Source organism: Jiella marina (assembly GCF_024359545.1).
In the GTDB taxonomy this organism is placed as follows: domain Bacteria; phylum Pseudomonadota; class Alphaproteobacteria; order Rhizobiales; family Rhizobiaceae; genus Jiella.
In genome coordinates this window covers 1-771 of the sequence record NZ_JAKQZG010000040.1, presented here as the reverse complement: position 1 = coordinate 771, position 771 = coordinate 1, and the positions used below count along the sequence as shown (strand labels likewise).

Here is a 771-nt window from a genome sequence, read left to right as displayed (position 1 = left end):
GACCGGCACGAGCACTTCGCGGCCGTTCTGCCGCACCATCACCGGATGACCGGGCGACATCAGCACGTCGCGCTCCGGCACGCCGGCACCGAAGGCATTCGCCTTCACCCGGACCGGCGCCATGTGCGCGTTCTCGCCCGAGCAGTCGAGCGTGCGGCGGCCGATCCAGATGATATCGCGCGTCGCCCCGGATGCCGTCACCGCAACATCGCCGACCTTGAGATCATCGATCGCGACCGGGCCGTGCGTTGTGGCGATCGCAGTTCCGGAGGCGAAGCAGATCGTGAAAGACGACGAAACGGTATTGAAGCTATCTCCGTCCTGGTAGTTCGGCGCATACTGAAAAACGTAGAAACGGCCGTAAGCCGTGGTGACGAAGCCATTGCCATTCGCCAGGGCTCTGACATAGGTCGTCGTGAACCCCAGCGAGTCTTGCACGTCGTCATTGGGAATATCGCCGAGCTGGGTCAGGGTGTCGGAGCCGCCATCATCGGTGTCGGTAACCGTGATATTGGAATAATTATACGCGTTCGTTACGTTGTAGGTGCCATCGCCATTGGATGTTGCGCTGTAAAGATACATTGGCGCTGTCGTGGCCATGGGTCTCTCCGGAGAAGTCGCGTAAATCGGGTATATTTAAAGAATACGACGGATGCGATCTTAGTGCATTTAAATAAAATAAACGCCCATGGCTATTGCTCACGGCAAGCGAAATACCATCATAGTCGATTGGAAAACCCGAAAGCATGCGACGTTTGGTAGCGCATGCCT

Annotated in this window: 1 protein-coding gene; it reads right to left on the bottom strand. The window is 57.2% G+C overall.

What is annotated here, in order from left to right:
• A partial coding sequence (locus MF134_RS23780; RefSeq protein WP_255341870.1) for a Hint domain-containing protein occupies positions 1–600 on the bottom strand: 600 nt, incomplete at its 3' end.
• Positions 601–771 lie beyond the last annotated feature (171 nt).